The organism is Collinsella sp. HCP28S3_E12, from assembly GCF_052065595.1.
Classification (GTDB): Bacteria; Actinomycetota; Coriobacteriia; order Coriobacteriales; family Coriobacteriaceae; genus Collinsella.
The window spans coordinates 19,735-46,271 of sequence record NZ_JBQHTS010000008.1; the positions used below are offsets into that span (position 1 = coordinate 19,735).

The 26,537-nt window shown below is 59.3% G+C and carries 26 protein-coding genes and 1 tRNA gene; 8 read left to right on the forward strand and 19 right to left on the reverse strand.

All coding sequences use genetic code 11. The features are described 5' to 3' along the window. The first annotated feature begins 163 nt into the window (after positions 1-163). The 3 genes from ACTNBY_RS04520 to dut are packed head-to-tail and all read left to right on the forward strand — an operon-like array spanning position 164 to position 1,556. The gene (locus tag ACTNBY_RS04520) at positions 164-613 is read left to right on the forward strand and encodes a LysM peptidoglycan-binding domain-containing protein (RefSeq protein WP_427717462.1); all 450 of its coding nucleotides are present in this window, start codon (positions 164-166) and stop codon (positions 611-613) included. 51 nt (positions 614-664) lie between these two features. Next, complete coding sequence (gene nrdR / locus ACTNBY_RS04525) at positions 665-1,108, forward strand: transcriptional regulator NrdR (RefSeq protein ID WP_427717459.1); 444 nt, start codon at positions 665-667, stop codon at positions 1,106-1,108. Positions 1,109-1,112: 4 nt separating this feature from the next. Beyond that, positions 1,113-1,556, forward strand: a complete 444-nt coding sequence (gene dut, locus ACTNBY_RS04530) for a dUTP diphosphatase (RefSeq protein WP_427717456.1) — start codon at positions 1,113-1,115, stop codon at positions 1,554-1,556. 463 nt (positions 1,557-2,019) lie between these two features. Here the strand turns inward: dut and ACTNBY_RS04535 are convergent, their stop codons facing one another. Next, positions 2,020-3,321 (reverse strand): MGDG synthase family glycosyltransferase, encoded by a 1,302-nt coding sequence (locus tag ACTNBY_RS04535; protein WP_441063550.1) that lies wholly within the window; start codon positions 3,319-3,321, stop codon positions 2,020-2,022. A gap of 117 nt (positions 3,322-3,438) precedes the next feature. Between ACTNBY_RS04535 and ACTNBY_RS04540 the strand changes: the two genes are divergently transcribed. Together ACTNBY_RS04540 and ACTNBY_RS04545 are read left to right on the forward strand one after the other, a co-directional pair. Then, positions 3,439-4,377, forward strand: coding sequence for an NAD(P)/FAD-dependent oxidoreductase (locus ACTNBY_RS04540; protein WP_441063551.1), 939 nt, complete (start codon positions 3,439-3,441; stop codon positions 4,375-4,377). A gap of 154 nt (positions 4,378-4,531) precedes the next feature. Next, positions 4,532-5,143, forward strand: a complete 612-nt coding sequence (locus ACTNBY_RS04545; protein ID WP_441063552.1) for a DUF1836 domain-containing protein — start codon at positions 4,532-4,534, stop codon at positions 5,141-5,143. A gap of 73 nt (positions 5,144-5,216) precedes the next feature. Here the strand turns inward: ACTNBY_RS04545 and ACTNBY_RS04550 are convergent, their stop codons facing one another. From ACTNBY_RS04550 to ACTNBY_RS04580, 7 genes are all read right to left on the reverse strand, one after another. Further along, positions 5,217-6,083: a DegV family protein gene (locus tag ACTNBY_RS04550; protein ID WP_441063554.1), complete on the reverse strand. Its 867-nt coding sequence runs from the start codon at positions 6,081-6,083 to the stop codon at positions 5,217-5,219. A 177-nt stretch (positions 6,084-6,260) separates the two neighbouring features. Continuing rightward, entirely contained in the window at positions 6,261-7,382 is a 1,122-nt protein-coding gene (locus ACTNBY_RS04555; protein WP_441063555.1) for a coiled-coil domain-containing protein, read from the reverse strand. 32 nt (positions 7,383-7,414) lie between these two features. After that, positions 7,415-7,945 carry an adenine phosphoribosyltransferase gene (locus ACTNBY_RS04560; RefSeq protein ID WP_195838556.1) on the reverse strand — a complete coding sequence of 177 codons (531 nt, stop codon included), beginning with the start codon at positions 7,943-7,945 and terminating at the stop codon, positions 7,415-7,417. A 38-nt stretch (positions 7,946-7,983) separates the two neighbouring features. Beyond that, positions 7,984-8,868 (reverse strand): transcriptional regulator FtsR, encoded by an 885-nt coding sequence (ftsR, locus tag ACTNBY_RS04565; RefSeq protein WP_154516382.1) that lies wholly within the window; start codon positions 8,866-8,868, stop codon positions 7,984-7,986. 3 nt (positions 8,869-8,871) lie between these two features. Beyond that, entirely contained in the window at positions 8,872-9,306 is a 435-nt protein-coding gene (locus tag ACTNBY_RS04570; protein WP_195838557.1) for an FHA domain-containing protein, read from the reverse strand. A gap of 66 nt (positions 9,307-9,372) precedes the next feature. After that, positions 9,373-10,077: a CDP-alcohol phosphatidyltransferase family protein gene (locus ACTNBY_RS04575; protein ID WP_441063557.1), complete on the reverse strand. Its 705-nt coding sequence runs from the start codon at positions 10,075-10,077 to the stop codon at positions 9,373-9,375. Positions 10,078-10,225: 148 nt separating this feature from the next. Beyond that, positions 10,226-10,375, reverse strand: coding sequence for a hypothetical protein (locus ACTNBY_RS04580; RefSeq protein ID WP_441015440.1), 150 nt, complete (start codon positions 10,373-10,375; stop codon positions 10,226-10,228). Between the two features lie 341 nt (positions 10,376-10,716). Here ACTNBY_RS04580 and ACTNBY_RS04585 point away from each other — a divergent pair, with 341 nt between their 5' ends. From ACTNBY_RS04585 to ACTNBY_RS04595, 3 genes are all read left to right on the forward strand, one after another. Continuing rightward, positions 10,717-11,508, forward strand: a complete 792-nt coding sequence (locus ACTNBY_RS04585) for a 7beta-hydroxysteroid dehydrogenase (RefSeq protein ID WP_154516391.1) — start codon at positions 10,717-10,719, stop codon at positions 11,506-11,508. Positions 11,509-12,196: 688 nt separating this feature from the next. Then, positions 12,197-13,162: a hypothetical protein gene (locus ACTNBY_RS04590; RefSeq protein ID WP_441063559.1), complete on the forward strand. Its 966-nt coding sequence runs from the start codon at positions 12,197-12,199 to the stop codon at positions 13,160-13,162. Positions 13,163-13,511: 349 nt separating this feature from the next. Beyond that, positions 13,512-15,533 (forward strand): gamma-glutamylcyclotransferase family protein, encoded by a 2,022-nt coding sequence (locus ACTNBY_RS04595; protein ID WP_441063561.1) that lies wholly within the window; start codon positions 13,512-13,514, stop codon positions 15,531-15,533. Positions 15,534-16,384: 851 nt separating this feature from the next. Here the strand turns inward: ACTNBY_RS04595 and ACTNBY_RS04600 are convergent. From ACTNBY_RS04600 to ACTNBY_RS04650, 11 genes are all read right to left on the reverse strand, one after another. Continuing rightward, positions 16,385-16,461, reverse strand: a tRNA-Pro gene (locus ACTNBY_RS04600). A gap of 80 nt (positions 16,462-16,541) precedes the next feature. Then, positions 16,542-17,756, reverse strand: coding sequence for a bifunctional phosphopantothenoylcysteine decarboxylase/phosphopantothenate--cysteine ligase CoaBC (coaBC, locus tag ACTNBY_RS04605; RefSeq protein WP_441063563.1), 1,215 nt, complete (start codon positions 17,754-17,756; stop codon positions 16,542-16,544). Between the two features lie 2 nt (positions 17,757-17,758). Beyond that, positions 17,759-18,478, reverse strand: coding sequence for a zinc ribbon domain-containing protein (locus ACTNBY_RS04610; protein ID WP_441063564.1), 720 nt, complete (start codon positions 18,476-18,478; stop codon positions 17,759-17,761). Next, a complete protein-coding gene (locus tag ACTNBY_RS04615) occupies positions 18,475-19,284 on the reverse strand; it encodes a Nif3-like dinuclear metal center hexameric protein (RefSeq protein ID WP_441063565.1) in 810 nt (269 codons plus the stop codon). The genes ACTNBY_RS04610 and ACTNBY_RS04615 overlap by 4 nt, the downstream gene beginning before the upstream one ends. Beyond that, positions 19,281-20,459 (reverse strand): cysteine desulfurase family protein, encoded by a 1,179-nt coding sequence (locus ACTNBY_RS04620; protein ID WP_441063566.1) that lies wholly within the window; start codon positions 20,457-20,459, stop codon positions 19,281-19,283. The genes ACTNBY_RS04615 and ACTNBY_RS04620 overlap by 4 nt, the downstream gene beginning before the upstream one ends. A 6-nt stretch (positions 20,460-20,465) precedes the next feature. Further along, a complete protein-coding gene (gene rpe, locus ACTNBY_RS04625; protein WP_441063568.1) occupies positions 20,466-21,137 on the reverse strand; it encodes a ribulose-phosphate 3-epimerase in 672 nt (223 codons plus the stop codon). 18 nt (positions 21,138-21,155) lie between these two features. Beyond that, positions 21,156-22,163 carry an NAD(P)H-dependent glycerol-3-phosphate dehydrogenase gene (locus ACTNBY_RS04630; RefSeq protein WP_441063569.1) on the reverse strand — a complete coding sequence of 336 codons (1,008 nt, stop codon included), beginning with the start codon at positions 22,161-22,163 and terminating at the stop codon, positions 21,156-21,158. A 9-nt stretch (positions 22,164-22,172) separates the two neighbouring features. Further along, positions 22,173-22,856 (reverse strand): glycerol-3-phosphate 1-O-acyltransferase PlsY, encoded by a 684-nt coding sequence (gene plsY / locus ACTNBY_RS04635; RefSeq protein WP_441063570.1) that lies wholly within the window; start codon positions 22,854-22,856, stop codon positions 22,173-22,175. Further along, positions 22,849-24,183, reverse strand: coding sequence for a ribosome biogenesis GTPase Der (gene der / locus ACTNBY_RS04640; RefSeq protein WP_154516463.1), 1,335 nt, complete (start codon positions 24,181-24,183; stop codon positions 22,849-22,851). Before der ends, plsY begins: the two co-directional genes overlap by 8 nt. A 10-nt stretch (positions 24,184-24,193) precedes the next feature. Further along, a complete protein-coding gene (locus tag ACTNBY_RS04645; RefSeq protein ID WP_441063571.1) occupies positions 24,194-25,636 on the reverse strand; it encodes a DUF512 domain-containing protein in 1,443 nt (480 codons plus the stop codon). 2 nt (positions 25,637-25,638) lie between these two features. Beyond that, positions 25,639-26,535, reverse strand: coding sequence for a 4-hydroxy-3-methylbut-2-enyl diphosphate reductase (locus ACTNBY_RS04650; RefSeq protein WP_441063572.1), 897 nt, complete (start codon positions 26,533-26,535; stop codon positions 25,639-25,641). Positions 26,536-26,537: the final 2 nt, after the last annotated feature.

A 26,537-nucleotide genomic window follows, 5' to 3' on the forward strand; every position in this document is an offset into this window, starting at 1 on the left:
CAGGGATTCCTCTCTACCTAAACCAAACAAATGTTCTATGTTTGCTTGACAGGAACAACTGTTCGAAGATAATAATAACCGAACACTCGTTCCCGCGCTAGACTTTTTTGTCCTCGCGGCTTGATAAAACAGTTCTCGTCAAAAAACGCGAGAGGAGAACATGATGAATGCAACGGATATGGTCCAGGGAAACCTCGCCCTTAAGCTCGAGACGCCTGCGGCGCCGGCTTTCACGGTTGTCAAAGGCGGCCGATCTGGTTTTCAAACACTGCCTGGCAAGCCCGTCCGCAGCCAGTGCGTCGCCACGACTTCGGCCCCCGTTGCTCTGAAGGCCTCGACGATTGTCGCCCTGGCCGTTGCGCTCACGCTCTTCTTTGTACTTGCTACCTCGATCTTCAGCGCTCGTCACGCCGCATATGCCGAGTCGGCATCTAACGTTACCTATGAGACCGTCCGTGTTCAGTCTGGCGATTCCTTGTGGTCGCTTGCTCAGGAGCATTCTGTTGACGGTCTTTCTACGCAGGAGACTTCTGACATAATTCGCAGTGTCAATCATCTGGAGCATGGGTCACTCGATGCGGGTGACGTTCTTAAAGTTCCTGCGCGTTCGTAAGATTTAAACTCCGGCACATGGTACCCTTGTTATCGTTTTGGAGGTGGTACCATGCGCTGTCCCAGATGCGGCAATGCACATACCCGTGTTGTCGATTCCCGTATGCAGGAATCTAATAACACCATTAAACGCCGTCGTGAATGTTGTTCGTGCAACTATCGCTTCACAACATTCGAGCGATGCGAAGACCCCATCGAGGTCATCAAATCTGACGGGTCAAGGCAGCGGTTCGATCGCAATAAGCTGCTGGTCGGCCTAATGCGCGCTACGATTAAGCGCGACATCGACACGAAAAAGCTCAATGAGCTCATCGATGACATCGAGGTGGAGCTGCGTTCCCGTACGCTGACGGCTGTTACGTCCCACGACCTGGGCGACATGGTGCTTAAGCGCTTGGCCAAGATCGACAAGGTGGCCTACATTCGCTTTGCCTCGGTCTATCGCGATTTCAAAGACATCGATGAGTTTTTGCAAGAGCTCGACAAGCTAAGGTGATTTTATGTCCAACATTACAGTCAACATTAAGCGTCTCGACCCTACGATCGAGCTTCCCAAATACGCCCATCCCACAGATGCCGGTTTGGACCTCCGTGCCAATGAGGACTGTACCCTTAAGCCCTTCGAGCGACGCTTGGTCTCTACTGGCCTTGCGATCGCGCTGCCCGATGGATACGCTGGCTTCGTTCAGCCTCGCAGTGGCCTGGCTATTAAGCAGGGTCTGTCTATAGTCAACACGCCCGGTCTTATAGACGCCCACTATCGAGGTGAGCTTAAAGTCATCCTTATCAACCTGGATCCATCCAATGAAATCCAGATCAACAAGGGTGACCGAATCGCTCAACTCGTCATCCAAGAAGTTCCCACGGTCAATCTCGTGGAGGTAGACGAACTAGACGAAACCGACCGAGGAGCCGGCGGTTTCGGTTCTAGCGGCGTCGCTTAGTCGTTTACGTACTGTCCGCTGACCAGCCCGACCCGCCTATATATCATCCCATGCTCAAACATTCTCGCGGGGGCGCTCGTATCCCTCCCGCCCGCCTCTCACACATATCATTCCATGCTCAAACATTCTCGCTTCGCTTCGCTCGCTGCGAAACTGCGCGTGGAACGATATGTGTGAGAGGCGGGCGGGCGGCTACTCGCTTGAAAAATATTTACATTCTAGTAAGCCAATGCGACAAAGGAACAGTCCCTTTGTCGCATTGGCTTACTACATTTGAATTTTCCGGTTTCGCCTTTGCAGATTCTAATGGTGGGGAATCTGGCATAGCTGCTAGCACGTAAACGTAGCTGCTCGGCGGGAGCCGCCCATATATCGTTCCACGCGCAGTTTCGCAGCGCAGCGAGAATGTTTGAGCATGGAATGATATATGGGCGGCTCCCGCCGAGCAGCGGACGTTAAGACGCTAGCGGATGTGCGCAGGCTTATCGCCCCAGTAGAAGCGGCAGAAGGCTCGTTTGCGCTTTTGGGGCTTGCCTACAAGTTCCATGGTTGCGATGGCGATGTCCTCGGCCGCGTGTGGACGGCGTAGCACTTCGCCATTGATGAGCAGTGCCTTGAGCGACTCGGGATGATCGTGGAGATGGCGCAGCGTCACGATGAGCTCGCGTGCGGTGGTGACATGCATGCTGGCGCCCAAGTCGGTGAGCATGGTGGTGTTGGCCTTTTCCTGGCCATAGGACTTGCCCAGCAGAATCATCGGCAGGTGTGCACACAGGCATTCGGTAACAGTGAGTCCACCCGATTTGAGAATTGCCAGATCGCAGCCGTGCATGAGCGCTGCCATGTCATCGACATAGTCAAGGACCGTGACGTTTTCGAGTTTCATGGCTTCGAAGAGCGTTTTCAGGCGCGTGGCGTATTCCGTGTCCTTGCCCGGCAAAAAGACAAAGTGCATATCCTCGAAGCTACGGAGGAAGGGGAGGGTGTGGTCCATCGCCGCGCGAAAGCGAACGTACGGTTGAGGCAAACTGGCGCCGGCCATTACCAGCACAATGGTCTTGTCGATAGGGAGATTGAACTTCTCGAGTTCTTCCTCACGATTGTAATCCGTGTCAAATCCAGCGCGAATGGGGATGCCCGTAATGCGAATCTTTGCCTCGGGAACCTTGCGTGGGCGGAGCGTCTCGGCCATAAACTCGTTTGCCACGCAGAATAAGTCAGTGTCCTTATGGGGCCACCAGCCCTCGACTTCGTAATCGGTCGGCACGCAAATGACGGGATAGTCGATGCCCGTAATGACGCGCGCACCAACCGCAACGTTGGCTGCCGTGATATGTGTGGCGACCACGGCAATAGGCCTACGAGTGCGAACGTATTCGTTAAATGCGGGAAACATAATGCGCGACCATGCCGTGCCGCCGCCCCAAAGCAGGTGTCCGGTAAGGGTATATCGCCAGGTCAAGTCATAAATTGGGCGTGTGGCGCCGGTAAACGATGCGGCCGTTTTGTTGCCGTCGAATTTTATGCGTCCAAAATCGAGGATATCCAAGACCTCAATCTCGACATCCTGCGGTATGCCCTTGGTGCCGCGTATAAGCTCGAATGCTTGTGCGATAGCGTTTGCTGCCGCTTTGTGTCCCGAACCAACCGATGCGTGGACAATGGTCACTAAGGGCTTTTGTCCGGGTGACGGCTTCAATTGTTCCGATTGAGGGGCGCTTTGCGTGGGCAGGGGAGCGTCATTGCCCATCTGCGTTTGATCCATCGATAACTCCCCTTCATCGTTGTTTCGCAAAGAATCATTGTAGTGCATGACTGTCATGTTCTCCTAAATTTGGGTATGAGCGCAAAGAACGCCAATGTTTCGATGAGAGGACACTCCATGACTACCAATCAGCCGATCGATGTTGCGATTATCGGCGGCGGCCCAGCGGGCTATGCTGCAGCCATTTATGCGTCGCGCTCCAACCTAACGACGACCGTGATTGAGCAAGGCATGTCGGGAGGACAGATCGCCACAACCAATGAGGTCGAAAACTATCCGGGCATTCCGCTCTTGAGCGGTGCCGAACTCGGCGAGCGTTTTCAGCAGCATGCAGAGGGCCTGGGTGCGCAGGTCGTATGGAGCATGGTGACTGGTATCGATTACGATGCGGATGCGGCGCTGTTTACGGTGCATCACGATACGGGCGACACGGTGGCCTCAAGCGTTATTGCTTGCATGGGTGCCACGCCGCGATCTGCTGGTTTTGTTGGCGAGGATACGTATCGCGGTCGCGGCGTTTCGTATTGCGCCACGTGCGACGGCATGTTCTTTCGTGGCAAACAGGTCTTTGTCATTGGCGGCGGTAATGCTGCCTGCGAGGAAGCCCTGTTCTTATCAGAAATTGCCAGCAGCGTGACCATCGTCTTGCGCCGCGATCAGTTCCGTGCTCCCGATGGCGTGGTTCAAAAGGTGCTCTCTAAAGATAATATTTCTGTTAGGTACCAAACTAGTATTGTGGAGCTATCGGGCGAGGCCATGCCTACAACTATCACGTTTAAGGACAACGCCACTGGTGATACCTATTCCGAGTCCTTCGATCCTGGCTCGTTTGGCATCTTTGTCTTTGCCGGAACACAGCCCCATACTGAGCTTGTACAGCATCTGGTGGATCTGGCGCCTGACGGCGGTATCGTTACCGACGACTCGATGGCCACGCGCACGCCGGGCTTGTTTGCTGCCGGCGATATCCGTTCCAAGCGTTTACGCCAGGTTGTGACTGCCGTTTCGGACGGAGCCATAGCGGCTACCAGCGCATACGCCTTCTTACGAGGATAAGTACGATAATATATCTTATGTAAGGTTGCTATCTTTTTGCAAAGTGGTTGGACGGTGCGCCAATGTGCTGTCCAACCACTTTTACTTAGCGGCTATGTGGTATGCAAAACTAGATAATCTAGAATACAATATAGAAAACGAACGGAGGCCTCTTATGAACCACGTCAAACATGTTATCCCGATGTCCGATACATCGGTCAGCATTAAGCCGGAGGATATTCAGCCGACGGTGCTGCCGGATGCATTTATTCAGTCCGATATGGCGGGTAAACTCAATGCGTTGAGCCTGCCACGCTATGACCAGCTGCCCAACGTAACGCTCTATCGCGATCAGGTTATTGAATATGTTGCACTGTGGATGGAGCCGCTTTCGATTTGCGTAGAGCAGCCCGTTATTACGCCTTCGATGATCAATAACTACGTAAAGGTCGGCCTCGTTCCTGCTCCGGTTAAAAAGCAGTATGGCCGTGAGCAGATTGCGCGTCTCATCGCCATTTGTATCTTTAAGCAGGTGCTGCCCATCGCTGCGGTTCAGGCGCTCTTTAATATTCAGCGCTTGAGCTACGACGCTCCGACGGCCTTCGATTATGTAGTCGATCAACTTGAGGCATCGATTCGTGCGGCTTTTTCCCTTGAGCAGACTCCCGTGCCCGATACCGCACATCAGGTTACGCGCGAGTCATTGCTCGTACGCAGTGCGGTTTCGTCCTTTGTATCGAAGGCGTACCTGATGAGCTACCTCAAGTTCAATGGGTTTAATAGCTAGGCGACGTATAACGCGGGCGGGACAAAGAGCCATCAGTCACTTTGTCCCGCCCGCGTTTTTGCTTGGTTGAGCTTTATTGGCCCGAAGCCACGCCCATGCCGTAGCCGATGATGAGACCATGCATCTCGGCGTAATAGGAATCTAGGCCGTTGCAGGGCATGATGATAGTCTTGGAGCCCGGCCAGTGCTCCACAATGCGGTCGGCAAGCGCCTGGGCTCCAGCTTCGTTCTCAACGTGATCGATGATGACCTCGCCGCCCGTGAAACCCTCGGCCTCCATGGTGTCGACAATCTTGGTGAGCATCTTCTTTTCGCCACGCGTATGCCCAACGAGTTCAATTTCGCCCGCTTCGCTCGCCGTGCCCAAAATGCGGATGTTGAGCTTGTTGGCAATAACACCGGCCGCCTTGGGGATACGTCCGGCCTTCGCAAGGTTTTCGTAATTGCATAAACTAAAGAGGATCTTGCTGTTCTGCTCCAAGCTATCGAAGTAGGCGCAGGCTTCCTCAAAGGAGGCATCCGGTTTACTTGCAAGATAGCGATCAAACAGTAAGAAGATCAGGTCCATCTTGCCGCCTGCTGCGCGCGAATTAACCAGGTGAATCTTACGATTGGGCTCTTCGGCAAGCACCATGTCACGCGCAGTGGCCGCGGCATTGTAGCTTCCCGAGACGCCCTCGGAGATGGGCATGCAGATCGTCTTGTCGGCGAGCTTAAAGAGCTCAGCCCACTCCCCTACGCTTGGGCAGGAGCTCGATGATGCGCTGGATTCCGATTGAATGGCAACATTAAGCTCGTGAACATCGAGCGAGTGATCGTCGACAAATTCACGCTCCCCCACTCGGATCTTAAGGGGTGCAAATGCAAAGGTGGTATGAGGTGCGGTTGGTTGCCAATCGCGAAGATTGCAGCTCGAATCTGAGATGAGTGCCCAGCTCATTGAGGGTCCTTTCTAGTTGTTCCTCAACAATTATAGCTATCTTTTGGACAGATGCTGCGCATATCTAGTATTCAAAACTAGATTGTAGTTTACACACAAAATGGGCGGTCGAGATAAAACAATGGACCTCGCTCCCAAAGGATACGAGGTCCACTTTCGTTAGCTGAGTTAAAACACTTAATAGCGAACGAAAATATAATTGTTGTTCATGCCAGCGGCAACGGAGCTGATGATAACGCCCGTGCTGTAGTCGGAAGCATGGATCATCTGGCCGTTACCAATGTAGATGCCGGTGTGGTAAGAGTTAACAACGACGTCGCCCGGCTGAGGATCAGAAACACGGGGCCAACCCATGAAGGTGCCGGTAGTGCCCAGGCGGCAGTAGCGACCGGTGAGGCAGTAGCTTACAAAGCCGGAGCAGTCAAAGCTGTTCGGGCCAATACCGCCCCAGGAATAAGCGCAACCAAGCTTGCTATAAGCGCGAGAGACAACGCTGCCGCCGTCAACGGACTGGCTCGGCGCGGAAGGGGCCGGTGCCGGGGCGGGCGTCGAGGGCTGCGGCGTGGGAGCAGGAGCGGGCGCGGGCGCGGGCGTGTTGCCGCCGCCATTGTTGGTCGTACCGCCACTATTGTTGGTGTTCTCGGTCGTACCGGCGGTGTCGTTGCTCACCGTGGCCTTTTCGGCGGTGCTGGCATTTATGCCAGCCTGCAGCGCGGCGTTCGCCTCGGCCTCGGCAGCAAGCTCGGCTTGCAGCTGTGAATCCAGGGAGTTTACGACACTCTGGGCCTCAGCCTGCTGGGCGTTGAGTTCGTCGACCTTCTTCTGCGTCGCGGCGACGTTCTTCTCCTGCTCGGCCTGCTTATCGGTGAGCTGCTGCTTAAGGTCCTTGACCTCCTGAATGGTCTGGGCCTGCTTGTCGGAGACCTTGCCGTAGTAGAACAAACGGTTGAGCATATCGCCCAGATCGTCGACGCCCGTCAGAACCTGAAGGAGACTCAGACCGCCGGTCTTGTACTCACCGGCAACGTAGCTCGAAAGCTTTGCCTGGCCCTCGGCAATCTCTTGCTGCTTTTGCGTGATCTCGCCTGCAGTCTGATCAAGCTCCTGCGTCTGAGCGGAGAGTTCTTCATGAATTTGCTGGGTTTGCGTACCGATCTGCTCGAGTTTGGTACGAGCGGCGGCAAGATCGGACGCGGTATCGGCATAGGCAGGAGCCGCGAGGCCCAAGCCCAAAACACAAGCGAGGGTTGCCGTAGCTGCGCAGCGTGCCATGTTTTTGTGCGTGTTTGCTGTGCGCATGGAGCTTCCTTTCCGGTATCTAAGGGTAGCGGCTAGTCCACCGTTACCAGGCTAAAGAGCTCAACGTCCTCGTTAGAAGGCGTGAGCTTCTTGCGCGGATTAAGAAACGCAAGCTCAAGGATACAACCATAACCTACGAGCTTTGCGCCCATATCTCGCACCAGTTTACCTGTTGCCTCGACGGTTCCGCCCGTCGCGACCAAGTCGTCCAGAATCAACACGGTATCTTTAGAGCTGATGGCATCGACGTGAATCTCAATCGAATCGGTTCCATACTCGAGCTCGTATTCCTGGCTAACGGTCTTACGTGGCAGTTTTCCCGGTTTACGTGCAGGAACAAAGCCCGCGCCGAGTGCCACGGCAACAGGCACGCCTACCATAAAACCGCGAGCCTCGGGTCCTACAACCTTAGTGATGCCCATACCGGAGAAATGCTCCGCTAGCGCGTCGACCATGGCTTTAAGTGCTTCGGGATTGCTAAAGAGCGGCGTGATGTCCTTAAAGACGACTCCGGGCTCGGGATAGTCGGGGATGTCGACGATGTGAGATTCGAAGTCGTACATGGTGTGACCTTTCATGGGAGGCTGGTTTGTAGAAGCGTTTATTTGTCCGCGCTGGCGGTGCCGGTGTGCGAGGGGGCGACAACCTTAAGCGGCTGCACGAGGGATTCCTCGCGCACGGGGACCGCGGAGGCAGATGCCTCTTCGCTTTTGGCCTTGGTTGATTCGGAGCGTGCGATCTCCTCATCGAGGGCATCGATATCGGCGTCCTCGACTACGGCGTTGAGTGACTCAAATACGCGGTTCTTGAGCAGCGCAGTATGCACGCCCTCGGTGAGGTCATGTAACTTCTTAAACGCGCGTTCGAGCTTGGCATCGCGTTCGTCATCTGAGGTGTCCATGCCAAGCATACTCACGAGCACTTGCTCGAACATCGAAGACTCGCGGTTGGCGGATGATACGTACTGACGAAGGTTTCGCGGCTCGATATGAAAGCGTGACAGCTCGGAACAGTAGCGGATAATCGGAAAATCGCGCCCGTCGACGAGCTCACGGTTTTGCGGACTCTTGATAATGCGAATAAGGTCGTTTTCGGCCAAGGAGCGAATAAACGAGATCTCGACGCCCAACATATCCGGAATGGTCTCGATGGGGTGCAGTTTCTGCTTGGTTTCCTTTGGTTCCGTCTTGAGCGGAACATCGGACAGCAGACCCACCTCGTAGGCAAGCGTGGAGAGATCTGTAGCGTTTTCCAGACGTTGCTTGATCACGTTGAGCGGCATGTAGCGCGTCTTCTGCAGGTGCAGAATGACCTCTAGACGGTCAACGTCCTCCTTGGAGTATTGGCGATACCCCTTAGGCGTACGATGAGGGGTGATGAGCCCCTCATCTTCTAGAAATCTAATTTTTGAGTTCGAAAGATCGGGGTATGCGCCTCGAAGTAAATTGACGACCTGGCCGATACTCAGATAGTTGCGTTCGGCCATGCCCTACTCACCGGTTTCGATGCGCTCCGGCGTGCTCTCGTGGTAGATGAGCGTGAACGTACCGATCTGGACGGAAGATCCGTCGTGCAGCGGGGCGGCATTGACGATGGCGCCATCAACCCACGTGCCGTTGAGCGAGCCTAAGTCCTCGATGCGAGCAGCCAGACCCTCGCGAATAATGCGTGCGTGGCTACGCGATACGGTCATGTCATTGAGGAAAATGCCGTTTGCCGGATCGCGGCCAATGGTGGTCACATCATCCTCGAGTTCAAAGGCAGCACCGGTCTGCGGCCCCTTGACAATAGACAGAACGGGGGCAGTGATGCGAACGTTCGCCATAAGATCGGGAACGGTAACGTCGCTCGAAGGCACACGGAAGACGCAGGTTGCGTCGGCAGTCTTATCGTTTTGAGGCATATTGTTAACCATGTTGTCCATGACAACCCCTAACTTAACGCGGACATGCCGCAAAGAATGAACTGTACGTAATAATACCCCAATGGCTTAGTCTTCGATTTCGGGGTTAAGAAAGTCGACGTCTTCGTCCTCTGGATGCGCAACAGCCTGTTTAATGGCCGCTCCACCCTTAATGGAATAGATTACAGCGGTGAGCATGGAGAAGATGACGCCGCCATACACAAAGAAGATGCCGAGCGGTACCGGGCTGCCGTTGAGGCCCGGGAAGGCCGTGAACGTGGCGGGCAGCAGATGCCAGCCGTCCACGGTGGGAAAGCCCAGCAGCATGAGCGAGAAGCCGGTCATGAGCAGCGCCGTGGCAATCTTGCCGGGAAATACTACGTCGATGGGGCGGCGGTGGTAGTGGCGCACGATGAGCGTGCCGATGCCTAGGTAGATATCGCGCCCAATGATGAGCACGCAGACCCAGATGGGAAGCTCGCCGCGAACCACGAGACCTAAAACGCCTGTAAATAGCAGCGCACGGTCGCAGATGGGATCCATAACCTTGCCGAGCCACGAGACCGTTTTAGTCATACGGGCAATCTGACCGTCCATCCAGTCGGTGGAGGCCGCGATGGCATAGATGACAATGGCGACGACACGGTTGTTGTCCGTCACAAACAGGTACAGGAAGACCAGCGTGAGGACCAGGCGCGTGAAGGTAATGAAATTGGAGATCGTGAAAATCTTATTCGACGGGTAATCGGAGGTGCCGATAAGCTCCTTTTTGATCTTCTTTTTGATGCCCACAGGACTCCCCCGCTGGTAAACGACAAAACTCTCGATACTATACCCGTTCTGGCGATGTCTATCCAGCGTAAGCATAGAGAGTCCAGACATGTGGAGGACGCTGCTGGGTGCCACGAGGACTCTCGCGCAGTTGCTTTAACAAAAACTCTCACAGGAAGTAGCCGCGAGGGCTATGTTGGTAGTTGCAGCTACAGTTATTGTTGAGGGTGAGCAGCGCGTCGCGCACGCCGTAGAGGTAGCCGCTGATGAGCGCCCAGCGCACGCGCTCGTCGAGCACCGGCGCAGAATAGCGATGCATCCCTTTGTACATGGGCACACAAGTGGATACAGCAAAGGCGACCGGAGGTCGCAATGCCCTCCTGGTGAATAGCTACCAAGGTGGGTAAAACCACATCGAACGCCGCTCACGCCAGGGCGGCGTTCACCTTTTGGTTCCACCCGCCAGCACCTCCCCTCTTGATACTGCAAGGGTTTCATTGTGGTGATAGACCGACACCGTTCATCGTTGTTTCGGGCTCGTTCGCAAAGTCGTGAACGCACTCCCCTCTTGTTCAGCGCATAATGGCGCACCGTATGCGGCTGAGCGGCCGCACGCTAAAGGAGAGGTGCCCGCATGGGCATCGAGAGAGAGGATGCAGTATGAACCTGAGGGAAAAGTACGGTGAGTGGGGCCTGATCCTGGGCGCGACCGAGGGCGTCGGCAAGGCGTTCTGCGAGAAGATCGCCGCCGGCGGCATGAATGTCGTCATGGTCGGCCGTCGCGAGGAGAAGCTGAACGTGCTCGCCGGCGAGATCCGTGAGACCTACGGCGTGGAGACCAAGGTCGTGCGCGCCGACTTTAGCCAGCCCGACGCTGCCGAGACCGTCTTCGCCGCGACCGAGGGCCTGGACATGGGCTTCATGAGCTACGTGGCCTGCCTGCACAGCTTCGGCAAGATCCAGGACACTCCCTGGGAGAAGCACGAGGCCATGATCAACGTCAACGTCGTGACCTTCCTCAAGTGCTTCCACCACTACATGCGGATCTTTGCCGCCCAGGACCGCGGCGCCGTGATCAACGTCTCGTCGATGACCGGCATCAGCTCCAGCCCCTGGAACGGCCAGTACGGCGCGGGCAAGGCCTTCATCCTCAAGATGACCGAGGCCGTGGCCTGCGAGTGCGAGGGCACCGGTGTCGACGTCGAGGTCATCACCCTCGGCACCACCCTAACCCCCAGCCTGCTGTCCAACCTCCCCGGCGGCCCGCAGGGCGAGGCCGTCATGAAGATCGCCCTCACCCCCGAGGAGTGCGTCGACGAGGCCTTTGAGAAGCTGGGTAAGGAGCTCTCCGTCATCGCCGGCCAGCGCAACAAGGACTCCGTCCACGACTGGAAGGCCAACCACACCGAGGACGAGTACATCCGCTACATGGGCTCGTTCTACCGCGACTAGCAGCTGCCGCGGCGCGTGCGCGAGGGCGCGTGCGGGTTCGCAGGTAGAGATGCGAGTGCGAGGGTTTCTTTGCGGGGGCGTGCGGATGCGGCGCCCGCAAAGAAACCCTCTTTTCATGGGTGGGCGCGACGGCACCTCGGCGCTCACCGTCTAGGGCGACCTGCCCGGCTCCCCCGCGATCTCCCTGCACGGGACCCTGCGCTCCGGCATCCTCTGGACCGTGTCCCGCTCGTGCCTAGTGGGCCGGCCGATCCGGCCCTCAGGGTATCGGATTCCCGCATTCATCCGTACATGTTCGTGTGAATGCGGGAGGTGTTCGGATGAGGTTGATATTCAAGGTGTAGACCGTTTTCTTGGTACTCCTCAAATGCGGCAGGGTTTTTCGAGTTTGTAGATGCTAATATAACCCTGCTCTCGAAAGAGGGCTCAGTCCCGGCTGGTAAACCTGACGTTTGGCGTGGTGTGCGTGACACGCATAGCGGGCATGGCCGCGATAGAATTTTCCATGCGGAGGGGCTCGACCCCATAGCGCCCCGAGGGTTTCGGGGAGGGCGAACTGGCAGGCAGGGAACCGGGATACAGGCTGTCCGGAAGGAGGGGTGTAATGCCTCTTCTTCTTTTTTGCCACATCAATCTTCTGGCTTGATAGGTTTTTCGTGCGTGTGATTGGGTTGCGGAAGGGATTGGCATGAGAGTTGCGGAAATTGCGGAAAGGGTCGGTTGCGATCCTGAGTCTGCGTATGCGAAATTCGCCGACACACGTGAAGGCACACGCTTTCACAACATGCAGTGGCCCACTTTCGTCACTGACGAAAACTATCGCTCGTTTTGCAAGGCGCTGGCAGATTATGCCAACTCAGAGGAAGGCCCCCAAAGCAACGGCCGCCATGAATTGTTCCTGAGCGTGCACGAGCTGTTCGAAAAGGGCAACGAGATTGGCGGCGCCCCAAAAAAGCGCCACTACAACTTGGACAAATCGTTCATAGGCACGGACGAGGCAAATCTCATGCTGCTCAAAGCGGCGCATAAGGGAATGACCCAGCAAGCGATCGCCGCGTACCTGGGCTGCTCGCGCACGGCGGTGCAAAAACGCCTGAGCGCCCTGGCAGGCGGCGTGCGTTTTGGCGACTCCTACATCAAGGCCGAGCCGACAAGCCGCGGCGGCCTGAAGTCGACGGCTCACCCGATCTTCCTGCCGCTGCGATTGCATGAGGTGTACCTGATGCTGTCGGCATTAGGCGAGTTTCGAGCGGAACGGTCAGGCGGGGACCCAGAGCGCGTCTTGGCCGATGATCTCGCTGGCAGAATCTATTCCCAGCTGAGCGACTACGCAAAGGGCGGGATCGACAGGGCATTGACTGAACGAGGGATTCGCCGCGGTGGGCAAAGGCCCGACTTCGACTCAAGCAAGGGCGTGGACGATTCGGATCGTATCGTTATGTATGAGAAGATGGGTCTCAATCTTGAAGTCGTGCTTGTAAATGGAGATAAGCTCGACGGCCGCTACGCGCGCCACGCCGATCTTCAGAAATGCGTAAACGCCGCCGAAATAAGCAAAGACGGCAGCTATATCGTGTTTAAACTTTTGGATGGCAGATACTGGGCGGTCGACGATTCTCAAGTAGTGAGCGTAGCAGCCGCACCCGGGGATTAGGTTGCGGCCAAGTCCCTCGTCCGCCCTCCCAGGCGGTACCGCTGCGGCCGATTTCATGTTTGCTTACAGGCGAAACAGCCGCCCTTGCGTTTTTCTAAACGCAACCTCTTCGTGCGCTCGTAAAAAATCGAATCGATAAAAACTGGCAACAACCCTTCTGAACGGGTATCCTTTCGCAGGATGCGCCTCGAACAGCACTTTCTGCCTGCGCGATTTCGTGCATGGCCGTCCTTTTCGTTCTATTTCTTAAAATGACAATCTCAGGTTTTCACGCCTTTTCGGCTTCAGACTGTATGCTGCAATCAGCTCGAGCGACCGAAGCCCATCACAACACCGAAAGGCGTGAACCATGAAGTACAACGAGAAGCGCAACAACGCCTCAGCCCGTCACCCCGAGACTGCACCCTCGATCATCAACTTCGCGTACGGTAGCAACCTTGATATCCATCAAGTTGAAACCCGCTGCCCCGGCGCGGTGCTGCTGGGCAAAGCGACCCTGAACGGCTATGAACTGGCGTTCGACACCGCCGGATACCTCACCATCACCAAGCGCGAGGGGTCGCATGTGCAAGGCGCGCTGTGGGCGCTCGATAGCTCTCACGTGGCGTCTCTCGACCGCTACGAAGGCATTGCATCTGGTTGTTACCGCAAGGAAACGGTGACCGTTGGGCGCGAAGGCGATGTGGTTCCCGCAACCCTTGAGGCGATGGTCTACATCTCTGAGCGCACCCCGCTGCGCAGGTACACCGAAAAGTACGATTACATCGACCGCGTGGTCGAAGCCGGCCGCGTGATGCAGCTTGATGAGGCAACCTTGGCGCAGATGTCCGACATGCGCGCCGACAGCCTGGACCGCTTGCGCGCGCAAGAAGAGTCGGCGGCGTATGGCGCAGCCAAGATCGACCTCCCCGCTGCACGCGAATACGCCGACTTCGTGTGCGGTGAAGGTCACCAGATCGCCGATTGCACATGCCGTTACACCGGTTACTACGCACGCCGTTTCCCCCGTGGCCTTCAGCAGCATGGACGCATCCTGCGCTCTAAGCGCTACCAGGTGATGGAAGCGAGTGAGGCCACCTTCTGCGGGTCTCACCGCATCTACTTGTCAATCAAGACCCCAGGCGAGTTCGGTTACAAGATCGACGTCCCCGAAGGGTTCCGCGCGGTGCGCAGCAGCGACCCCGCGCTGCGGGCAGACCTTAGCTACTCCCTTACGCTGGATGAGTTCGAAAGGCAGCGCAAAGCCCTGCTGCGCACCCTGCTCGACTGGTGCAACAGCCTGCCTGAGTTTGACGTGCACAACTTTAATCGCCCCTCTGGCCCGGCGTTCGACGCGCGCGAACACTCCGCCGACACCCGCGAGTATGCGGAAACCCCGTACTTCGCATATGGCTTTGACATCAGCCATGACCGCATTGCCAAAAAGCTCGAGGGCGGTCACCATGTTTATGCAACCAAGGCGAAGCTCTATGGCTACACGCTGGCGTGCGACGCGAAGGGCCGTCCCACCATCATGCGCATGGAAGGATCGTTTGTGGAAGGCGTGCTGTGGCATGGTCTCACGCGGGGCGAGGTCCAGACGCTGGACAAAGCGAATGGCGTGCAGTACGGCACCTATGCAAAAGCCGGCGTCACGGTGAAGATTGAGGGCGAACCCGCTGCGAGGGAAAAGAACGCATTCGTGTACATCTCTCGGCGAACCCCGCTTTCTGCAGTTACGAAAGACATCGAAGCGTTTGGCGCGATGCGCGACGAAGCCATCGCCCTGAAAATGGAGCGCACCACCGTGGCTCGCATCGACGCAATTCTGCGCGCAAGCGGCTGCCCCTGCGTGCAGCCCGAAGCCCCTGCGGCAGAAATCGCAGCCCTGGGAATCAGGGAGCTCACGCCCGAGCAAACCATGAAGTGCATGCTGTTCGTGTGCCCGAAGTGCTTTAAGCCCTTGGGCGAATGCGAATGCGGCAAGCGCCCTGATCACCTGGTAGCGATCGACCACGAGCTGCAGCCCCATGTGCGCATACTGAACGATAAGGGTTATAAAACGCAGTTCTGCTGTGCCGGGCATGCAGACAGCGGTTGCCACGGTTACCTGAGCTTCGGACGCCGCTTCCGCGCACTAGAAGAGATATGCGGCGGTCAGCTGCCCAACGAGTCTCTTACGGAGGCGCCGCAACGCATTCGCAGCACGCGCCATGTAGCGCTGAACCTGCCCGGCGCCCCCGAAAGCTATGACGTGTTCCTGGACAAAAGGGGTTACGTCATACGCTTTGAGCCGCGCCGCGGTGTGAGGCGTGAACAGTTCGTGCAAGACAAGCCCGCTATGTTGAGCGCATTGCTGCAGTGGTGCGAGTCCCTCCCGCAGCGCGAATAGCCTGCAAGCCGTCTGAACTGGTAAGAATCGCCAAGCGCGTGGGTCGATGTTCGAATCCTGACCCGCGACTTCCGAGCCCCCTTCTAGTCCCAAGCCCCGATCCTAAAGCCCTCAGCCCTGCCCCTCAATGCGCCCTTGAGCGTGCGCATGCGGCGTCTATGAAGTTCCTCCAGCGCTTCGGGGCGTTCTCGACGATGAAGTCGATGACGGTGGCGAGCTCGCCCTAGTCGAGCCCGCGCCGACGCACTCTCTTGAGGTCGCACGAGAATGACGGCGCGAACGCCGCCCTGAGCCGCACGCTCATGCCGTCGCCTAGGACTTCGCCGGCATGGCGGCCCAGATGGCGGACTCTGGGGCGATTACGCCGCAGGTGCCCGCAGCGATGGCCGGTGGCACCGTAGCGGTGTCGGCTTAATACCCGCGGCGTTAGCTTTTTGGAGCGCAGTGCCTTGTTTCGGCAGGCACGGAAGCCTTCCTCTCGCTGCCGAAAGAAATCGAAAAAGTATCGCGGCCCTTGGGCGGTGTCGGTGTTCCGTGCGAACGTGCGGGGAATTAGTGAAGCAGGGCGGGACAGTTGGCTTGGATGTCGTAGCCGCAGTAGCTAGGCACAGGTAGGTGATTTTCGCGTATGTAGAAAAATTTAGGCTAGATAGACTACAAATGTGGAATCAAAACGAATCAGTGAATTCAACAAATATGGAAAGAAAGTGAAGGGGGGATCCATTAAAACCGAGATTCTACAAAAGTGCAGGTAGAAGGGCGTGTCTTTATTGGCTAAAAAACAGCCGGTGATTCCCTGATGATTCCTGATAAAAAAAGGCCAGGCACTAGGTGCCTGACCTGCAAACTTCTGGTCGGGACGACTGGATTCGAACCAGCGACCCCTTGACCCCCAGTCAAGTGCGCTACCAAGCTGCGCCACGTCCCGAAGCATTTGTTTGTTGCTCTGCTCTCGCTCGCAACAGGGAGTATAGTAACCCGAAACTTTGTCCTTGTGCAAGAACTTTTTTACAAATTTTGAAGCAAGTCTAAAATTGTATCTGCGAGCTGGGGTTTTGTTAGTACGGGAAGTTCTTGCGTGCCCGCTGTACTCACTATCCAGGCCTTGTTGGTATCGGTCCCAAAGCCCGAATCGGCGCGCGAGACATCGTTGGCGATAATGGCATCGCAACCCTTGCGCACGAGTTTGCGCTGAGCGTACTCCACGACGTTATCGGTCTCGGCCGCAAAGCCGATCACACGGCGATCGCCCTTTTGGCGTGAGAGCTCGGCCAGGATGTCAACGGTCTCGACGAGCTCAATTCGATCCAGGCGCTCGTTGGCCTTTTTGAGTTTATGGTCCGCCGGGGCCGCAGGCGTGTAGTCGGCGACGGCGGCGGCACAAATGGCCGCGTCGGCCGTCTGAAAGGCGCTCAGCGCAGCCTGGAACATTTCCGCGGCGGTTTGTACGCGCACGCACGCTACACCGCGGGGAACGTCGAGCGATGTCGGTCCCAGCACGAGCGTGACGGCGGCACCGCGGCGCGCGGCCTCCCCCGCCAGGGCGATACCCATCTTGCCCGATGACCGGTTGCCAATGAAGCGCACGGGGTCGATCGGCTCGTGCGTGGGGCCGGCGGTGATCACGATGCGCTTGCCCACAAGGTCCTGAGGAGCGGGGTCGAGCAGCTTGCAGACGGCCTCGACGATGTCCTCGGGCTCGCTCATGCGTCCCGTGTCCACATCGCCGCAGGCAAGGTAGCCGCTTCCCGGACCCACAACGTGGACACCGCGCTCGCGCAGCGTGGTCATGTTGGCCTGCGTAGCCGGCGCCTTCCACATGCCATTGTTCATGGCCGGCGCGACCACGATAGGACGCGGCGTGGCAAGCAGCGTAGTGGAGATGAGGTCATCGGCGATGCCGTTGGCCATCTTGGCGATGATATTGGCCGTCGCGGGCGCCACGACCACCAAATCGGGCTCCTGCGCCAGCGAGATATGGTGGATGGGGTCGGAGGGGTCGTCGAAAAGACCTACAGCGACCGGCTCGCCCGTGAGCGCGCGAAAGGTGAGCGGGCCCACAAACTCCGTGGCATGCTCGCTCATAACGACCTTGACGCGTGCGCCGCGCTTTTGCAGCAGACGCACGATATTGCACGACTTATAGGCGGCGATCCCGCCGGTAATGCCCAACAGGATCGTTTTTCCCTCAAGTTGCATTGAATTGTCGGGTGCCGTCGTCATTGTTAGGCTTCCTTGTTGGGGAGCACGAGCAGGCGGTGGCAGTACGGGCAGTGCGTAATCTCACTACCGTCGTGGTTGAGGTCGCTCATGGACGACGCCTGCAGCGCGGTGTGGCAGACCGTGGGGATGTTGCCCTTGATGGTCTCGACGGCCAGGCCACGGAACTGCTTGAGCAGACGCTCGTAGTCGGTGAGCACGTCGGTCGGCAGCGTGGCGGCAAGCGCGGTGCGCTCCTTGGTGGCGGCATCAATCTGGGCCTGCAGGTCGGCGGCCTTGGCACGGGCGGCCTTGGTGTCGGCCTTCACGCCCTCCTCGAATTTGGCGATGATGGCCTGCGCGCGAGCCTCACGCTCGAGCGCCTCCTTGTGGGCGACAACGACATCCTTGCGGGTGTGCTCAATCTTGTCCAGTCGCTTGGCCAGGGTGGCGAGCTCGTTTTCCAGATCCTGGACCTCGCGGTAGTCAGAGCCGTCGACGTGGCGTTTCTTGGCGGCCTCGATGGCGTTGTTGGTCTGGATTTCGGTGGTGTTGAGATCGTCCAGCTCAATGTCGAGGTCCTTGCGCTGAGCATAGAGCTTGGTCATTTCGGACTTAAGCTTTACATAGGTTTTGCGCTTTGAGGCGAGCTCCTTGAGCTCCGGCATATTGGCAAGTTCGCTCTTGTTGCGGGCGAGCTCCAAATCGATTTGTTGCAGCTTGAGTAGCGTAGCGCCGGCGCTCATAAGTTCTCTCCTTTTGTCACAGTCCACCATTGGCAAGGGTTCAGTATTTTATTCGCATGACGGGGGTCGACCCCGGCGTCAACCGCAGAGTTCATCAAGATATCCACGAACGGCTCCTCGGAGCGATCGTGGCCGAGCAGAATCACGCTCAGCCCGCGCAAGGCAAGATCTTGCGCCACGTGATAGCCCGCCTCGCCCGTCACGATGACATCCGCACCGGCGGCGATGGCAAGCTCCCCAAAGTCGCCGAGGGAGCCGCCCAGAATGGCGACGGTGCGGCACGGGCGCTCGGCATCGCCCCATACGCGTGGGTCGCTGCTAAAGGCCGTGGCAGCACGGGCGGCAAGATCGCGCAGCGTGCACGGGTCGTTGAGTGTCGCAAAAACTCCCAGGCCGCAGGCCTCGGGGTCGTCTACGTGCTCCAACGAGCTTGCAGGCGCCGCGTCCAACAGCTTACTTAGGCAGATGCGTGCCTCGTGCGAGCGGTCGAGGTTGGTGTGGAGCGAGATAATGCTCACCCCGCAGCGGGCCGCCTCGTAGAGCGCCGCGCTGCATTGGGGGCGCGTTGCGCTGGGCGGGCAAAACGACTCGGGCGCCTTGATGTAGACGGGATGATGCGTGAGCAACACGTTGGCTCCGGCTTCCAAGGCGCGCTGCACGTTGTCCCTGGTAGCGTCAAGCGCGCAGGCAACGCCGCGGATCTCGCCGTCGGGGTCGCCAATGGATAAGCCTACGTGGTCCCAGGGCTCGGCGTCCGTCTTGGGATAGCGTGTCAGCAGGGCACGCTCGAGCTCGGCGACGATCATGCGGCACCTACGATCGTGAGCAGCGTCTGGGCAAAGTCGTCCAGATCGGCCGGATTCACGCGGTCATCGAAGGAGATGCGCAGTGCGCCCAGCGCCTGCTCGCGACCAATGCCCATGGCGCTGAGCACGTGGCTCGGGTCCATGCTGCCGCTCGAGCATGCCGATCCGGCCGATACCTCAAAACCGGCGGCGTCGAGCTTGATGATGAGCTCCTCGGAGTCCATGCCGTCAATATAGATCGATACCATGCCGGGCAGACGGTCGGCCTGCGTGTAGTCGCCCATGGTAGCGTGAATGCGTGGATGGGCCGTAAGCGTGGCGTAGAGCTTGTCGGAAAGGGCTTGCAGCTTCTCGCGCTCCTGAGCCACATGGGGCGCCAGAGACGAGGCGGCAGCGGCAAAGGCCAGCTGCGTGCGCAGGTCCTGCGTGCCGGCACGACGTCCGGCTTCCTGTCCTCCGCCAAAGATGCGGGGGCGCAGCGGCGTGCGGGTCTTAACGTAGAGCGCGCCGGAGGCTACGGGGCCGCCAATCTTGTGTGCTGCAACGGTCATAGCATCGACGCCCAGCTCGGTCACATCGAGCGGAATATGCAGATAGCCCTGGATGGCATCGGTGTGGAACAGGGCACCCGCGGCGTGCGCAGCCGCGGCAAGCTCGCGGATGGGCTGTACCACACCGGTCTCGTTGTTGGCGGCCATGATGCTCACGAGCGCGACGTCGTCGCCCAACAAGTCGCTCAGCTCGGCAGGCTCGATGTAGCCCGCACGGCAGGGCTGCACCAGGTCGACGGTAAAGCCGGCGGCTCGCAGCAGCGGCAGGTTGTCCAGAATCGAATCGTGCTCGATCGCAGACACGATCACGCGCTCGCGCTTACGATCGCGCTGACGAGCACCCTCGGCAAGTCCGAGGAGCGCCAGCTGGTTGGCCTCGGTACCGCCGTTGGTTAGGACAATCTCGGACGGGCGAACGCGCGCGCCAAAGCTGCGGGCGATCTCGCGGCGTGCAACCTCCAGACGTGCGGCAGCCTTGCGGCCGAGCGAGTGCAGCGAGTTGGGGTTGACGCCTGCAAGCTCGCTTTCGTCGTACTCGCGCTGCGCAAGGAGCGCCTCGGCGCGCATGGGCGTCGAGGCGGCATAGTCAAGATTCACGGGTATGCGGTTTTGACCTGCGGTCATAAGGGTTTATGCCTCCTGTGCGGCCTCGTTGCCCAGCTTCTGCAGCAGCGCAACCTCGGCGGCGGGATCTTCGGACTTAAATACGGCGGAGCCGGCTACCAGGACATCGGCACCGGCCTTGACGACCTCGGCGATGTTTTTGGAAGAGATGCCGCCGTCGACCTCGATCATGGGCGACACGCCGTGGCGCTCGCACATGGCCTTGAGCTCGTGGAGCTTATGCAGCGTGCCCGGGATAAAGCTCTGGCCGCCAAAGCCGGGGTTCACGCTCATGAGCAGCACCATGTCGACGACCTCGATGATGCTCTCGAGCACGCAGACGGGCGTGGCGGGGTTGAGCACCACGCCGGCCTTGACGCCGCGTTGCTGCAGATGCGTGAGCGTGCGGTGCAGGTGCGTGGAGGCCTCGTAGTGCACGGTGATCATATCGGCGCCGGCGTCAGCATACCAATCGACGGTCTCGTCGGGGTTCGACACCATCAGGTGCGCGTCGACCGGCACCTTGGTGGAGCGCTTGACGGCCTTGAGGATTTCGACGCCAAAGGTGAGGTTGCCGGTAAAGTGACCGTCCATGACGTCGAAGTGCACAAAGTCGGCGCCGGCGATCTTGTCGAGCTCGCCCTTGAGGTTGGCCATGTCGGCTGAGAGGACGGACGGAGCGATTTTGATGGAACCCATGGTAGTAGCCTTTCTGCGCTAGTCGGTGAGTCCGTAGAACTCTTGAGAGGGGACGCGGTCGGTAAGGATCTCGAGCGCCCTATCCAAAGTAACACCGTTGTAGAGCGTTTGCTCCACGGCAAAGGTGAGCGGAATGTCTACGCCCAGCGAACGGGCGAGCTCGCTCACGCTGCGGGCGGCGACGGCGCCCTCGACCACCATATGCGTGCGCGCCTGGTACTCGTCGAGCGATACGCCGTGGGCAAACTCGTAGCCGAAGGTGCGGTTGCGCGAATGCTCGGAGGTGCAGGTGGCAATAAGGTCACCCATGCCGGCAAGACCCATACAGGTCATGGCCTGGCCGCCGCGGGCGTGTACCAGACGGCTGATTTCTGCCAGGCCGCGCGTCATGATAAGGGCGAGCGTGTTGTCGCCCGCGCCGGTACCGGCGGAGATGCCGCACACGATGGCGATGACGTTTTTCATGGCGCCGCAAACCTCGACGCCGGTCATGTCCTGCGACAGGTAGATGCGGAAGGCCGTGGATAGGAGCAGGTCCTTAAAGGTCTCCCCTACCTGCGAGTCTTTGCTGGCGATGACGGCGGCGGAAAGTCCGCCGCGGCATATCTCCTCGGCATGGTTGGGGCCCGAGAGCGCCGCCACACGCGCCTCGTTGCCGATCTCGCTGGCGATGACCTCGCTCATGAGCATGCCGGACTCGGGCTCAATGCCCTTGGTAAGGCACAGGACCGGAGTTTCGGTATCGATAAACGGCGCTGCCCGATGGCACACGTCGCGCAGGTGCATGGAGGGCACGGCAAAGATGATGGCGTCGGCGCCGTCGAGCGCCTGGGCCAGGTCCGTCGTGGCGACAACGTTTTCCGGCAGCACGTAGTCCACCAGATAGCGCGGGTTGCGGTGCTCGCCGTTAATGCCGGCGGCCGTCTGCTCACTATGGGCCCACATGGTCACGCGCTCGGCTCGCGCGGCGGCAAGGCCGGCGACGGCGGTTCCCCAGGAGCCGGAGCCAATCAGCGCAACATTCATGACTCTCTCCTACTTATCGTCGGGCTCGGTGACGCGCTTGGTAAACGAGAGCTTGGATTCCTTACCCGTCATGAGCTTTTTGATATTCGAGCGATGGGCCCACACCACGGTGATGCCGATCATTGCCATGCAAAACTTGAGGCCCAGGCTGCTGTACGGAAAGACCGCGCAGGCGGCGATGGGAAGACCGATGGCAGCGGCAAGCGAGCCCACCGACACATACTTGGTGATGGCGACGGCCACGATAAACATGCCCAGTAGCGAAAGTCCGATGGGCCAGTACCAGGCGAGTATGACGCCCAGCCCCACGGCAATGCCCTTGCCGCCGTGGAAGTTGAGGTAGGGCGAGAAGATGTGTCCCCACACGGCAGCCAGGCAAATGACACCGAGCATCCAATCGCCGGCGGCACCGGGAGCCATGATGCTCACCGGGAAGCCATAGCCCACGCTTGCAATGAGCGGACGCGCGATAAGGACGCAGATGGCGCCCTTCAAGCAGTCGAGCAGCAGCGTGAGCGCGGCGACCTTGGGGCCGGCTACGCGCAGGGCGTTGGTGGTGCCGATGTTGCCGGAGCCCGCCTTGCGAATATCCGTGTGGTTGAACACGCGGCCCAGGATCAGGCCAAACGGAATCGCTCCGATAAAGAACGAGACCACGGCGCCGATGGCGGTCAGCAGAATCGGATTATGCATCCTTTTGCTCCTTCTTCCTAAAGAAGAGTCGAATGGGCGTGCCGGAAAAATCGAAGGTAGAGCGCATACGGTTCTCCACGTAACGCTGGTAGGTGTCGTTGACCAGGTCGCTGTGGTTGACGAAGAACGTAAACGTCGGCGGGTTGACGCCCGTCTGGGTCACGTAGTGCATGCGCAGGCGACGCTTGCCGTCCACCACGGTGTGGCCAAACTCGCGCAGGTCGGTGAGGAAGGTGTTGAGGCGCGAGGTGGTGATCTTTTGCGAGCGCGTCTTCTCGGCAGCGTCGACCATCGCCCAGATCTTCTCGACGCCACGGCCGGTCAGGGCCGAGATGCGCAGGTACTGGGCCCAGGGAGCCATGACGCCCAGACGGCGGTCGACGGTCTCCATGCAGGCCTCGCGCTTGCGGTCGTCGTCGAGCAGATCCCACTTGTTGAGCAGAACGACGATGGCGCAGCCGCGTTCGATGGCAAGACCCATGACCTTCTGGTCCTGCTCGGTAACGCCCACGGAGGCGTCGACGACGAGCAGTGCCACGTCAGCACGGTCGATGGCGCGCAGGCCGCGGACCATGGAGTAGTACTCGATGTTCTCGTACACGGTGCTCTTCTTGCGAATGCCCGCGGTGTCGACCATGCGGTAGTGCTTGCCGTTGCGCTCCACGACGGTGTCGATGGCGTCGCGCGTGGTGCCGGCGATGTTGGACACGATAGAGCGGTCGGCACCCAGGATGCGGTTGAACAGCGAGGACTTACCGGCGTTGGGGCGGCCGATGATGGCGACGTTCAGCGCGTCGGGGAACTCGTCGGCGACCTCGTCCTCCTCCTCGGGCAACAGGGCAACGATGTCGTCGAGCAGGTCGCCCGTGCCGTGGCCGTGCAGGGCCGAGAGCGGCGTTGGCTCGCCGATGCCGAGCGAATAAAACTCCCAGATGCTGTCGTTTTCGCGATCAGGGTTGTCGAGCTTGTTCACCAGCAGAAAGACCGGCTTGTCGCAGCGCTTGAGCATGCGGGCGACCGACTCGTCCTCCTCGGTGACGCCGGTGCGACCGTCGACCACAAACAGGATGACGGCGGCTTCCTCGGCGGCGGCGAGGGCCTGGTCGCGGATGGACGTGGCAAAGACGTCATCGCTCTTGAGCGGCTCGATGCCACCCGTGTCGACGATGGTGAACTCGCGGCCGTTCCAATCGGCCGTGTGGTAGGAGCGGTCGCGCGTTACGCCGCGGGACTCATGGACGATGGCGTCCGAGGTCTGGGCCAGGCGGTTAACGAGCGTGGACTTGCCCACGTTGGGGCGTCCGACGACGGCGACGATAGGTTTCATCTGCACTCCTTTAATGGGTAGGGTCAGCGGAATTAGTAGAGCCTGCGGGCACAATGCCAAGGATATGCTCCAGGGTATCGAGCAGCTCATGCGGCATGGTCGACACCACATGAACCTCGGCGCCGCGAGCTTCAAGGCTTGCGAGTAAATCGTCACGATGATACTCGTCAAGCGTCATGCCGTCAGCGTTGAACATGAGCTTAGGCACAAAGAGCATAACCCCCGAGAGGTCCTGCGGCAGCTGCTCCAGAATGTCGCAGGCGACGATGAGGCCGGTCACGTCCACGTTGCCGCCAAAGTAACGGTTTTCGATAGCGGTGACGGTGCCGGCAAGGCCCCGTGGCGACTCCACAAAGCGCGCCACGGTGTCGCGCGCGCTGGTACCGGAGAGGCACAGGAGGCGCTGGTTGCGCCCGGCGATGCCAGCGCGGACGCGGGCCAGACGCTCGGCGTCGGCGGCAAGCACGTCGTCGGTCTCGTCCAGATACGAGCGGATCATACCGATGCCGTCGTAATACTGCGGGTAGCCGTCGTAAAAATCGGCCTGGGGTGGCTCGATGCCGGCGTCCAGATAGAACTCGTCGCTCATCTGGAAGGTGTGGCGGCCAAAGCGCTTGTAGGCACGATCCTGGAAGGGACGGATCATGGCAATGGTTTCGCGCGCGAGCTCAGGTTTGTCGCTGTATGACCAGGTAAAGCGCCTCTGATGCTTGGTAAAACCGAGCGGCACAATGCCCAGGCTCGTGATCTGCTCGTGTTCCTCGCAAAAGCGTAGGGTCTTTTGCAGCTCCTCGCCGTCGTTCATACCGGGGCACAAAACGATCTGCGCGTGAATCTCGATGCCGGCGGCCATGATGGCCTCGAGCACGTCCATGCCGCGCTGGGCGTTGCGGCCCATCATGCGGCGGCGGACGTCGGGGCTTACGGCATGGACCGACACGTTCATGGGACTCATATTGCGGTCGATAACGTTTTGCACGTCCTCGTCGGAAAGGTTGGTCAGCGTGACAAAGTTGCCCTGCAAAAAGCTCAGGCGGTAGTCGTCATCGCGAATATAGAGCGTTGAGCGGCCGCCCTTGGGCAGCATGGTCATAAAGCAGAACACACAGGCGTTTACGCAGGTGCGCATGCCGTCAAAGATGGGGCCGTCGAACTCAAGGCCCCAGTCCTCGCCGGGAAAGCGGTCAAGCTCCACGGGGGTGACGGTGCCGTCGTGCGGGTCGAGAACCTCAAGTTCGACGGTGTCCTCGTCGGCCTCCCAGAGCCACACGATCATGTCGGTGAGTCGCTCGCCGTTGACCGTGAGCACGCGCATGCCCGGCTCGATACCTACATCCCATGCGGGCGATTCGGGACGCACGTTCTTTACGAGCGCGCCCTCACCCGGCTCGGGGTCGCGGCTGCGCCCGTAATCGGCCACCTCGGCGGCGTATGCGGGTACGGTCTGGTCCATGATTAGCGACAAAGCTCCTTGATGCGCGCAACGGCGCGTTCGATGTGTTCTTGCGGAGTTGAGGCTCCGGCGGTGATGCCGATGCGGCGCGCGTTGGCAAACCATGCGGCCTCAAGCTCGGATGCTTCCTCGATGTGATGGGTGTGCTCGCAGACATCGGCACAAATCTGTGCCAGGCGGCGCGTATTGCCCGAATTTTTGCCGCCCACGACGACCATGCAGTCGCAGCGGTTGGCAAGTGCAGCGGCCGCCTGCTGGCGCTCGCTCGTGGCAGCGCAGATCGTGTTGATCACACGCAGCTCCTGCACGCGCGGGGTGATGGAGGCCACGACCTCGGCCAGGTTCTGCGCGGTTTGGGTGGTCTGCACAACCAGGCCCACCTTGCCCTTGAGCGGCAGTGCGTCCGCATCGGCGGCGCAACTCACGACCTGCGCGTCATCGCCGGCGTGACCCAGGATGCCCTCGACCTCGGGGTGGCCCGGCTCGCCCACGACGAGCACACGGTAGCCCTCGCGCACCAGGCGCTCGGCCGCCACATGGACCTTCTTCACGTAGGGGCAGGTGGCATCGACCACGGTAAGGCCGCGCTCGCGAGCAGCCTCGATTACCTGCGGCACCACGCCGTGGGCGCGAATAATCACGGTGCCCGATGCGGCGTCGTCCAGGGTGTCTGCCAGACCGACGCCTGCCTCGGCGAGCTCGCGCACCACGATGGGGTTATGGATGAGCGGACCCAGCGTGTGGACCTGAGCGCTCTCCCCTGCCTGCGGCGCGGCGGCCAGCGCCATGTCGAGTGCACGCTGCACGCCGTAGCAGGTGCCGGCATGCGCTGCGATCTCGATGGTGGGGACGACCTCCTCAGCGGCGGTCGCGGCGGTATTCATGACTTCCTCGCCCATGG

Excerpts from the sequence above, each read along its gene's own strand:
- ACTNBY_RS04520 (WP_427717462.1), top strand. The coding sequence starts at position 164 with ATGAATGCAACGGATATGGTCCAGGGAAACCTCGCCCTTAAGCTCGAG.
- nrdR (WP_427717459.1), top strand. The coding sequence starts at position 665 with ATGCGCTGTCCCAGATGCGGCAATGCACATACCCGTGTTGTCGATTCC.
- dut (WP_427717456.1), top strand. The coding sequence starts at position 1,113 with ATGTCCAACATTACAGTCAACATTAAGCGTCTCGACCCTACGATCGAG.
- ACTNBY_RS04535 (WP_441063550.1), bottom strand. The coding sequence starts at position 3,321 with ATGGATCAAACGCAGATGGGCAATGACGCTCCCCTGCCCACGCAAAGC.
- ACTNBY_RS04540 (WP_441063551.1), top strand. The coding sequence starts at position 3,439 with ATGACTACCAATCAGCCGATCGATGTTGCGATTATCGGCGGCGGCCCA.
- ACTNBY_RS04545 (WP_441063552.1), top strand. The coding sequence starts at position 4,532 with ATGAACCACGTCAAACATGTTATCCCGATGTCCGATACATCGGTCAGC.
- ACTNBY_RS04550 (WP_441063554.1), bottom strand. The coding sequence starts at position 6,083 with ATGAGCTGGGCACTCATCTCAGATTCGAGCTGCAATCTTCGCGATTGG.
- ACTNBY_RS04555 (WP_441063555.1), bottom strand. The coding sequence starts at position 7,382 with ATGCGCACAGCAAACACGCACAAAAACATGGCACGCTGCGCAGCTACG.
- ACTNBY_RS04560 (WP_195838556.1), bottom strand. The coding sequence starts at position 7,945 with ATGTACGACTTCGAATCTCACATCGTCGACATCCCCGACTATCCCGAG.
- ftsR (WP_154516382.1), bottom strand. The coding sequence starts at position 8,868 with ATGGCCGAACGCAACTATCTGAGTATCGGCCAGGTCGTCAATTTACTT.
- ACTNBY_RS04570 (WP_195838557.1), bottom strand. The coding sequence starts at position 9,306 with ATGGACAACATGGTTAACAATATGCCTCAAAACGATAAGACTGCCGAC.
- ACTNBY_RS04580 (WP_441015440.1), bottom strand. The coding sequence starts at position 10,375 with ATGCATCGCTATTCTGCGCCGGTGCTCGACGAGCGCGTGCGCTGGGCG.
- ACTNBY_RS04585 (WP_154516391.1), top strand. The coding sequence starts at position 10,717 with ATGAACCTGAGGGAAAAGTACGGTGAGTGGGGCCTGATCCTGGGCGCG.
- ACTNBY_RS04590 (WP_441063559.1), top strand. The coding sequence starts at position 12,197 with ATGAGAGTTGCGGAAATTGCGGAAAGGGTCGGTTGCGATCCTGAGTCT.
- ACTNBY_RS04595 (WP_441063561.1), top strand. The coding sequence starts at position 13,512 with ATGAAGTACAACGAGAAGCGCAACAACGCCTCAGCCCGTCACCCCGAG.
- coaBC (WP_441063563.1), bottom strand. The coding sequence starts at position 17,756 with ATGACGACGGCACCCGACAATTCAATGCAACTTGAGGGAAAAACGATC.
- ACTNBY_RS04610 (WP_441063564.1), bottom strand. The coding sequence starts at position 18,478 with ATGAGCGCCGGCGCTACGCTACTCAAGCTGCAACAAATCGATTTGGAG.
- ACTNBY_RS04615 (WP_441063565.1), bottom strand. The coding sequence starts at position 19,284 with ATGATCGTCGCCGAGCTCGAGCGTGCCCTGCTGACACGCTATCCCAAG.
- ACTNBY_RS04620 (WP_441063566.1), bottom strand. The coding sequence starts at position 20,459 with ATGACCGCAGGTCAAAACCGCATACCCGTGAATCTTGACTATGCCGCC.
- rpe (WP_441063568.1), bottom strand. The coding sequence starts at position 21,137 with ATGGGTTCCATCAAAATCGCTCCGTCCGTCCTCTCAGCCGACATGGCC.
- ACTNBY_RS04630 (WP_441063569.1), bottom strand. The coding sequence starts at position 22,163 with ATGAATGTTGCGCTGATTGGCTCCGGCTCCTGGGGAACCGCCGTCGCC.
- plsY (WP_441063570.1), bottom strand. The coding sequence starts at position 22,856 with ATGCATAATCCGATTCTGCTGACCGCCATCGGCGCCGTGGTCTCGTTC.
- der (WP_154516463.1), bottom strand. The coding sequence starts at position 24,183 with ATGAAACCTATCGTCGCCGTCGTCGGACGCCCCAACGTGGGCAAGTCC.
- ACTNBY_RS04645 (WP_441063571.1), bottom strand. The coding sequence starts at position 25,636 with ATGGACCAGACCGTACCCGCATACGCCGCCGAGGTGGCCGATTACGGG.
- ACTNBY_RS04650 (WP_441063572.1), bottom strand. The coding sequence starts at position 26,535 with ATGGGCGAGGAAGTCATGAATACCGCCGCGACCGCCGCTGAGGAGGTC.